General features: G+C 62.9%; 12 protein-coding genes. 4 read left to right on the top strand and 8 right to left on the bottom strand.

All coding sequences use genetic code 11. From position 1 onward, the window contains the following. Positions 1-56: 56 nt before the first annotated feature. The 6 genes from HWN36_RS11760 to HWN36_RS11735 all read right to left on the bottom strand — a co-directional run bounded on the left by HWN36_RS11760 (position 57) and on the right by HWN36_RS11735 (position 4,707). On the bottom strand, positions 57-1,358 hold the full coding sequence (locus HWN36_RS11760) for a HEAT repeat domain-containing protein (protein ID WP_176789660.1): 1,302 nt from the start codon (positions 1,356-1,358) through the stop codon (positions 57-59). Positions 1,359-1,390: 32 nt separating this feature from the next. After that, positions 1,391-1,903: a HEAT repeat domain-containing protein gene (locus HWN36_RS11755; RefSeq protein WP_176789659.1), complete on the bottom strand. Its 513-nt coding sequence runs from the start codon at positions 1,901-1,903 to the stop codon at positions 1,391-1,393. A 9-nt stretch (positions 1,904-1,912) separates the two neighbouring features. Further along, on the bottom strand, positions 1,913-2,803 hold the full coding sequence (locus tag HWN36_RS11750; protein WP_176789658.1) for a mechanosensitive ion channel family protein: 891 nt from the start codon (positions 2,801-2,803) through the stop codon (positions 1,913-1,915). A gap of 3 nt (positions 2,804-2,806) precedes the next feature. Beyond that, entirely contained in the window at positions 2,807-3,511 is a 705-nt protein-coding gene (locus HWN36_RS11745; RefSeq protein WP_176789657.1) for a DUF432 domain-containing protein, read from the bottom strand. 366 nt (positions 3,512-3,877) lie between these two features. After that, the gene (locus tag HWN36_RS11740) at positions 3,878-4,306 is read right to left on the bottom strand and encodes an FKBP-type peptidyl-prolyl cis-trans isomerase (RefSeq protein WP_176789656.1); all 429 of its coding nucleotides are present in this window, start codon (positions 4,304-4,306) and stop codon (positions 3,878-3,880) included. A gap of 140 nt (positions 4,307-4,446) precedes the next feature. After that, entirely contained in the window at positions 4,447-4,707 is a 261-nt protein-coding gene (locus tag HWN36_RS11735; protein WP_004037237.1) for an RNA recognition motif domain-containing protein, read from the bottom strand. A 90-nt stretch (positions 4,708-4,797) separates the two neighbouring features. Here HWN36_RS11735 and HWN36_RS11730 point away from each other — a divergent pair, with 90 nt between their 5' ends. The 3 genes from HWN36_RS11730 to HWN36_RS11720 all read left to right on the top strand — a co-directional run bounded on the left by HWN36_RS11730 (position 4,798) and on the right by HWN36_RS11720 (position 6,943). Beyond that, entirely contained in the window at positions 4,798-5,421 is a 624-nt protein-coding gene (locus HWN36_RS11730) for a 2'-5' RNA ligase family protein (RefSeq protein ID WP_176789655.1), read from the top strand. A gap of 21 nt (positions 5,422-5,442) precedes the next feature. Then, positions 5,443-5,685, top strand: a complete 243-nt coding sequence (locus HWN36_RS11725; protein ID WP_176789654.1) for a hypothetical protein — start codon at positions 5,443-5,445, stop codon at positions 5,683-5,685. Between the two features lie 61 nt (positions 5,686-5,746). Beyond that, the gene (locus HWN36_RS11720) at positions 5,747-6,943 is read left to right on the top strand and encodes a cation:proton antiporter (RefSeq protein ID WP_176789653.1); all 1,197 of its coding nucleotides are present in this window, start codon (positions 5,747-5,749) and stop codon (positions 6,941-6,943) included. A gap of 303 nt (positions 6,944-7,246) precedes the next feature. Here the strand turns inward: HWN36_RS11720 and HWN36_RS11715 are convergent, their stop codons facing one another. Then, a complete protein-coding gene (locus HWN36_RS11715; protein ID WP_176789652.1) occupies positions 7,247-7,492 on the bottom strand; it encodes a PspC domain-containing protein in 246 nt (81 codons plus the stop codon). 81 nt (positions 7,493-7,573) lie between these two features. Between HWN36_RS11715 and HWN36_RS11710 the strand changes: the two genes are divergently transcribed. Then, positions 7,574-8,056, top strand: coding sequence for a DUF2124 domain-containing protein (locus tag HWN36_RS11710; RefSeq protein WP_176789651.1), 483 nt, complete (start codon positions 7,574-7,576; stop codon positions 8,054-8,056). Position 8,057: 1 nt separating this feature from the next. On the opposite strand, the gene HWN36_RS11705 is transcribed toward HWN36_RS11710, so the two are convergent. Then, the gene (locus tag HWN36_RS11705) at positions 8,058-8,255 is read right to left on the bottom strand and encodes a hypothetical protein (protein WP_176789650.1); all 198 of its coding nucleotides are present in this window, start codon (positions 8,253-8,255) and stop codon (positions 8,058-8,060) included. Positions 8,256-8,312 lie beyond the last annotated feature (57 nt).

Below are 8,312 nucleotides of genomic sequence, written 5' to 3'. Positions count from 1 at the left end.
GAGGGTACAATAGCACCCGGACCGGATAAAAAATATGTTCGGGGGAAGAGGTCAGGTCAGGACCGGTGATTGATCTCTTTTTTCAGGCCGACCGAGAGGATCTCCCGCGCCGCCTCCACGACGTCGGGGTCGCTGTCAGAGAGCGCCGCCAGCAGGGCGTTGACCCCGCGCTCGTCCCCCCGCTCCCCCAGGATCATCGCCGCCCCGATCCGCACCCAGCGGTTTTTCCTCTCGAGGGCGGTGAGGAGGGCGGGCACCGCCTTCTCCTGCATGAGCCGCAGGGCTTCGACCGCTCCAAACCAGGAATTGCGCTGTCCGAGGGCGTCGATCAGGGCCCCGATCGCCGGTTCGCCCCTGGCTGCAAGGGCTGCGGCCACCTGGCCGCGCACCTCCTCGTCCGCATCGCCGAGGGCCGCAACCAGGGGCGCCACCGCCTCATCGCCGCCGACCGCCCCGAGCGCTTCGGCCGCCTTCCACCGCACGCTGGCATCGGGGTCGGAGAGGAGGCGCGCGAGCACCGGCACCCCGGCCTCTCCATCCATTTTTCCAAGGGCCAGGGCGGCCGCCCAGCGCGCTTCAGGGCTGCCGGTATCGGCCGCCGCCTCGAGGGCTTCGATGGCGGGCTCGCCGATCGCCGCAAGGGCGAGCGCCGCACGCGTCCGCACGTAGCGGTCCTCGTCCTCCAGGGCGGCGGCCAGGGGGCCGACCGCCCGGAGATCGCCGATATCGCCGAGTGCGATCGCCGCCCCCCACCTGATGTCCACCTCGGCCGAGGAGAGGAGGGAGATGAGGGTGTCGAGGGCGGGCTCGCCGATCGCCCCGAGGGCCTCCATGGCAACCCAGCGCACGCCGGGTTCGGGGTCAGAGAGCGCCTCCTGCAGGGGCCCGATCCCATCGGGATCGCCCTGCTTCCCGAGAGCGAGGGCTGCCTCATACCGGGTTTCGGCGTTGCGGCTCCTCAGGGCGATGATCAGATCCTCAGTCCCGGCATCGGGGGGGATCTCATCTTTTCCTGAAAACGGCGCGATCTCATCGAGCCTGATTCGTTCGGCGACGAACCCGACCACCGCAGCCACCACCACGAACATCAGCGCCCGGCTCAGGGCCCCGGTGGTGATCGCCCCGCTCTGCAGGTAGCTGACCCCGACGTGGACGGCTCCGAGGGCGGCACCGACCGGGATTGCCCGCATCCCGTACCAGAGGCCGGCCAGCACGATCGCTATGTAGAAGAAATGGGTGTAGACGATATCCACACCGATCACGAAGTGGACGACCACTTCGAGAACGAGGCTTGCCGCAAGCACCAGTGTCAGCAGGACCAGCCGCAGCCGTTTGCTCCCGCGCACGTTACCGGCCATCAACGATTGTGTTCTCCGGGGGATCTTAAAAATTATCTGGTATCGTCCTCATCGAGCGCTTCAACGAGGTCGTCGATCCCCTCTTCCCCCATCTTCCACAGCGTTAAGGAGGCGCAGGACTGCATTATCTCGTCGCCCTCTTTTGCGAGTTTTTTCAGGGACGCACGGGCAGGAGCGCCGATACGGCAGAGAGCGAGCGAGATAAAGCCACGCAGTTCCTTATCCGCGGTCCCGAAGGCCTCGATGAGGGGTGCAACCGCGATCTCGCCCATCGATCCGAGGGCGGCGCCCGCATACCGCCTGAACTGCCGGTCATCCTCAACGACCATCGTCAGGATCAGGGGCTTGATCGCCGGTTCGCCGATCCGCGCCAGGGTCCGGGCGGCGTACCAGCGAGTATCGTCGGTATCGCCCTCCATCAGCACCTCGATCAGGGGGAGGACCGCTTCCTCTCCCATCGCCGCCAGTCTGTCCTCTGCTCCATGCCTTTTATCAACATCGGGGGATGAAAGCGCCCCGATCAGTTCGGTGATCTCGTCTTCCATGATTCTACCTCAGATAGTTTCGTCGCGGTCCCCTGCCGGGGTCAGGGACGACGGTCTCTCCTCCCTGACGCTGACCCTGCCCGCAAGTTCGTTCCTGAACCAGACCTCCCGCTGCGGGAAGGGGATCTCGATGCCGTTCTTCTCGAGTTCGGTCTTGATCGTCCAGAGCAGTTCGGTCCGCACATCCCACCACTCCGACGACGGCGCCCAGACCCGCACCTTGACGGCCACTGCGTTGTCCCCGAGTTCGTCGACATAGACCGACGGAACGGGCTCACGCAGGGCGAGGGGGTGATCTCTGATCACCTCTTTGATGATCCTGACGGCGACGGTGGCGTCGGCGGCGTACGGGATCCCGACCGTGTACTCGAACCGCCGCGCCACGTGGGCGACATAGTTTGTGATCGGGGAGGTAAAGACCGTTTCATTCGGGATCCGAACATAGATCCCCTCGTAGGTCTTGATGATCGTCGAGAAGATGTTGATGTCGGTGACGGTCCCGGTGGCCGAGCCGATGTTGATATTGTCTCCGATCGAGACCGGGCGCTCGATGATGAGGAAGAGCCCGGAGATCATGTTGCCGATGACCGACTGGCTCGCAAACCCGATGACGATCGAGGCGAACCCGCCGGCCACCAGGAGCCCGCTCAGGTTCACCTCGAAGTAGGGCAGGATGACCAGGAAGGCGACGACCGCAATGCCGTATTTGACGGCCCTCATGAGAATGTCGAGCTGGTTGCGCTTGATCTTGTCGGTCAGGCTCTTTTTCAGGTAGATCATCAGCACCCTGGAGACCACCGCCGCCGCGATCACGACCAGGCAGACATAGATCAGGTGCCCCCAGGTGATCGCCGAGATCGAGGTGACGGGCGCGTTCAGGCTGAAGTTCAGGCCGTCCATATCCTAGATCCCCTGGTCCATCAGGTACCGGGAGCGCTCGATGCCGGGGATCGAGCGCGCCGTGTAGAGTTCGAGCGACTTGTGCTGCCCTTCGGTCATGGGGGCGTCATAACAGCCGGTTTCGGCAACCTGCGTGCTTATTATTCGCATCCACGCCCTCATCGAGGCCGAGTCGCCGTAGTAGATCTTCATCCCGTAGCCTTCGAGCACCAGGCGGGAGACGTTCACCCACTCTTTTGTGGTGTTGGTGATCGAGACCGAGAGGGTGCCTTCGAGACGGGGATCGACGTCCGGGGGGGAGAACGAGACCCGGCTCTCCCACCAGCGGGCGAGGTCCCCGCGCTCGGGCGATCCGTAGAGGGTGTACTTCTGCCGGTTCCATGAGAAGATATCGACGACCTCGTAGTTCCCTTTCGCCGCGATGAAGACGCCCACCTCGATCGGGAAGGTGAGGTAGATCGTCTCCTGCCCCCCGGGCTCGATCGCGAGCGGGGCGAACTCCACGAGGAGATGGCCGGCCACGTCTTTCGGGAGGTTCAGCGGCTCGACCGGGTTGATGATGATCCGGCCCCCTGCGGTGATGAGGGTCCGCTCCTGTGTGCGGCCGTGGAGCGTGCGCCGATAGATGTACCTCCCGTTTTCGTGCTCGATCCCGATGGAAAAGTCCTTTCTCTCATCGTGAAAGGAGAAGTCGTAGGTGCCGTACACGTCTTGAGTATCTCGGAGAGGCGGTATTAAGGTTTATGGCTCCGGGGAGGATGCCGGCCCGCTCTTCACGTCGGTTTTTAGATGCAGCGCCCTTCGGGGCGGAAGATCAGGGTCGGAGCAGCCGGAATGCGCCGTGAAATCCTGTTTGTGGAGGGGGTCACAGTACTTCGCTAAAATGGTTGAGACGGGCATCAGGAGATCAAGCCATCTGCTTCCCTTCGCGTGAGGATTTTGCACGGTGGGCGATAGAGCCTCACGCGAAAAGAGGCGAAGCCGCGAATTCCGGGAGTTACCCGCATGAAAGGGCGAAGTACCAGAATAGGTGTATTGGGGAGGGGTGCGCCCCTGGCGGGTACCGGGGCTCTTTTACGCGACCGTCACCACTTCCACCGCGAAGGTGAGGTCTTTTCCGGCGAGGGGATGGTTGGCGTCGAGGGTCACGGTCTCGTCGTCGAGGGCGGCAACCGTCACCAGAACCACCTGCCCCTCGTTCACCTCCACCGGGTACTGCTGCCCGACGGCGAAGTCGATCTCAGGGGGGAACTGGTCCCGGGCGACCTGCATGACGAGGTCGTCCCGCCGCGGCCCGTAGGCCTCGTCGGCAGGGATCGTAAAGGTCTTCGTCTCGCCCTGGGCCATGCCGACGACGGCCTCTTCAAAGCCGGGGATCACCTCGCCCCCGCCCACGGTGAACTGCAGGGGATCGCCGCCCCGTGACGAATCGAACTCGGTGCCGTCTTCGAGGGTTCCGGTGTAATGGAGCAGAACGGTGCTGCCCTGCGCTGCCTTGATCATACCCACCTTTTGAGGGCGAACTATGATAAGGTTATCATACCTGAGAAAAAAGGTGCCAGACGGCGGAGGGGAAATCCCCTCCCTGCATCCGGCCAATACACGAGAATGTGGATATATCCAGATGGAGATATCGGGAACTCTCAGTACCTGTTGTACTCGGTCCGCGGCTTGGGTGCACGCGCCTCGTCAATGCGCAGGGTCCGGCCCATGCACTGGGTCTCGTTCAGGGCGTTCATCGCCTTCTCGGCCTCCTCGACGGAGGCGAACTCGACAAAGCCGAAGCCTTTGCGCGGAATGATTCTGGCGGACTTAACGTCGCCGTAGGCTGAGAAAAGTTCGGAGAGCTGCTCTTCGGTGGTCTCGTAGTTGAGATTCCCGACATACAAAGTGCTTGATTCCATGAAAAGCTCCTTCATTACCTATGGGTTTGCCGCAGTTATCATCCTTCCGGGTGCGGCAAAGCCTAAGTCGGGCGGCGGCGATGTTCATCCATGCAGCACGCCCGGGCCCTTGCCCTCGACCTCGCCCTCCTTCTTCCTGCCGGTCCTGCCGCGGAAGCACGCCGGATGAGCCGTATTCTTGCCCGCAGATCAGGGGATGCGACGATCGCCCTGGGGACACGCGCGTGCCTGCCGCACGTGACCCTCGCGATGGCCCCGGTCACTGAGGGGAGGGTGGAGGAGGCGGCCGCGGTGCTGGCGTCTGTGGTCGGGCGCCGTCTCCCGATTGCCCTCGCCCTGACCGGGATCTCCACGGTCGAGACCGCCCGGGGACGGCTGGTCTCGGGGTTCGACGTCGCTCCGGAGGCCGGGCTGATCGCCCTCCACCGGGAGGCGGCCGACGCCCTCGCCGCCCTTGCCGCAGACGAGGACCCGGCCCTCTGCACCGGGGAAGGGGCGGCCCCTGATCCCTCGATGGTCGCATATGTCAGGGATTTCCTCCGCACGTCGGCCTATGCCCGCTACTTCCCGCACGTCACCCTCGGCGTGGGCGCGGCGGCCGACGCAGATGCCGCCGTCGCCTTCCCGCACCCTTTTGAGGTCAGGGCCGCGGCCCTCTGCCACGTGGGCAACGGCGGGACGTGCCGGCGGGTGCTGGCGGAAATACAGATATAGCCCGGAGACGATTGAGGCGTGATGGCGCAGTCCTGGAAAGAGGCAAAAGAGATCGCGGAGGCGCGGGGGCTCGAGCACGTCTACCACGACTATGACGACGGCACCTACGGGGCCTGCCGGGCAACAGATCGGCAGGGGACGTTCTCCTGCGGGGCGTTCTCCGAGCACCGGTGTATCCACATGCTTTCATCGCTTTCAGCAGAGGAGATGGAGGAGAAAGAGCGAGATTTCCTGAAAAACAACCCTGAATGGGCGAAACGCTGATCCGGGTATTGCCGGTCAGGCGAACCTATTATTTTATCTTTCCGTCCGTTCATGAACTCCCATGATCGGCGGAATTGAAACCACTATCGAGTTTCAGATGAGCCTCCTCCTCTTCATCGCCCTGGCCGGCTACCTGGTCGCATCCAGGATCAACCAGTCGGCGGTGATCGGGGAGATCCTGGTGGGCCTTCTGGTGGGACCAAGCCTTCTGGGCCTGATCACCTATACCGATTTCGTCAGGAGCCTGGCCGCCCTCGGCGCCGTGATCCTCCTCTTCGTGATCGGGCTCGAGTTCGACCTCCGGGACATCCTGGATATCAAATATGTGGTGATAGGACTCTTCGGGGTGATCGTCCCGTGGATAGGCGGCTACTGGCTGACCGATGCCCTCGGCTACGGCTTCGAGAGCGCCGTCTTTGTCGGGACGGCGATGACCGCAACAAGCATTGCGATCACGGCGAACGTCCTGCGGGAGATGGGGCTGCTGGATACCCGGGCCTCCAGGGCGATCATCGGGACGGCGGTGATCGACGACGTCCTCTCCCTGATGGCCCTCTCGGTCTCGATCGACGTGGTCTCCGGGATGTTCTCGCTCGTTTCGCTTGCCACGATCGTCGCCAAGGACGTGGTGTTCATCGTCGTCGCCGCCGCTGTCGGGATCAGGGTCATCGCCCCGTTCCTGGAGCGGATCGACCGGAGGCCGTTCGCCCGGAAATACCCGGAGTTCATCTTCATCACGGCGATGATGTTCGCCTTTCTCTTCGCTCTGGGGGCCGAGGCGATCGGGATCTCGGCGATCATCGGTGCGTTCATCGCCGGAATGTCGTTTCGGAGCGTTAACATCATCCACTCGCGCGACCTCAAAGAAGGGGCCGAATACCTCCATATCATCTTTGCATCGATCTTCTTCGTCTCTCTGGGCATCCTGGCGGACTTCTCGGCGCTCACCCCCGATATCCTCATCTTCCTCATCGCCCTGATGGTGATGGCGGTGGTGACGAAACTCGTCGGCTGCGGGATCCCGGCGCGTCTCCAGGGGATGGGCAACCGGGAATCCCTGGTCCTGGGTTTCGGGATGGTGCCGCGGGGCGAGGTGGCGATGATCGTCGCCCTCATAGGGCTGAACGCCGGGATCATCGACCAGGGGATCTACGTGGCGATCGTGCTGATGAGCCTTTTGACGACGCTTGTAACCCCGATCGTCTACCGGAACTGGCTGCTGAAAAAAGAGACCGGGACGGGAGAGGCGGCGGCCTGATCCGGCGCCGGTCCACGTCCGGAGAACCCCTGGACATCTCCAAAACCCCTTTTTTCTACCCTTTTGCCCGTTGCGTCCGAGAAGGTCGGCCTGAGGGTTTCCTTCCCCCTCGAAGGAACACCAGTCCCCCTGGCTTCCCCGCGCCGGGGTTCTTACCCGGTCCGTGTGGATTGGGCCGGGAAGGCAGGGGCAGGATACAGAAGGGGCCACCCCCATCTCTTCCTCTCTCACAACCATCCCGGGGCCGGTGGACAGCAGGTTCGCCTCTGTTCCCCCCGGGTCAGTCCTTTTTCCCGGGCCGGTTCAGACCTTCGCCTCCTCCTCTTTCACCGTGTACTCGGCGTCGATGACGCCTTCCTCCTCCTCAGGAATGATCAGCCACGCTGCAAGATAGACGACGATGCCGGTGAACACGAACCCGATGAGGCTGAAGATCACCCAGATGAGCCTGACCACCACCGGGTCGATATCAAAGTAGCGGGCGATCCCGCTGCAGACCCCGGCGACGACGCGGTCGTCACGCGGGCGGACCAATCGTTTTTCTGCCATCAGATCTCCATCACGTCACGAGCACATAGGGTTGTCGGCGCCATGGATCAGTTTTTATATCGCACTGACCCCTTGAAGCATATGGAAGAGAAAGAAAGACTCAAAGGGGTTCCGGGGATGCTCAGACCGTTCAAGCAGTACCTTGTCGAGGCCGGTCTCCCCGAGGGCGCCCAGATCGTCTATTACGGGTGCCCGGGCACCTGCACGCCTTTCATCGAGCTCCTTGCCTTTGCGGTCAGGGACCTCCCGGTCGAGCAGGTGTTCGTGCCCTACCTCGACGAGGGGAAGGCCCGGACGATCCGGCCCGTCGCCGACGTCGGGATGCAGATCGGCGAGGCGCCCGCATCTCTGCGCCCGGCCGTCGCCGTGGTGATGGGGGGGCTTGCGATGCCGAACATCCCGGTGACCGCCGAGGCGGCGGCAGCGGTTCTTGAAAAACACCCGGATGCAAAACGGACCGGGATCTGTTTCATGAGCATGTTCGAGAAGGAGGGCTGGACCGGTGCGATCGGCTTCGATCTCGTCATCGACGCCTCGATCGACCCGGTGACAGTCTACCGGTAGGTCAGCTCATCGCCATGACGGCTTCTTTTCCCGTCATGATCCTGACGATATCCCCGACCATTTTTTCGATCTGCGACTTGCGTGCCTGACGGCCTCCGACGATCAGGGTCAGGTCGCCCCGGCTGATCAGCGAGACTGCGGCGAGCCCTTCAAAAAATGGCATATCAACGAGTTCCTCAAAGGTGATGGTATCTCTCATCTATGTCCCCCGTTCCTCCCTATAGAACTCAAATTATTTAATTTTATGTGGAGCCGG

The sequence above is a fragment of the Methanofollis tationis genome, from assembly GCF_013377755.1.
In the GTDB taxonomy this organism is placed as follows: domain Archaea; phylum Halobacteriota; class Methanomicrobia; order Methanomicrobiales; family Methanofollaceae; genus Methanofollis; species Methanofollis tationis.
Note: the sequence above shows the minus strand (reverse complement) of the source record. Positions and strands in the feature narration are given on the sequence as shown.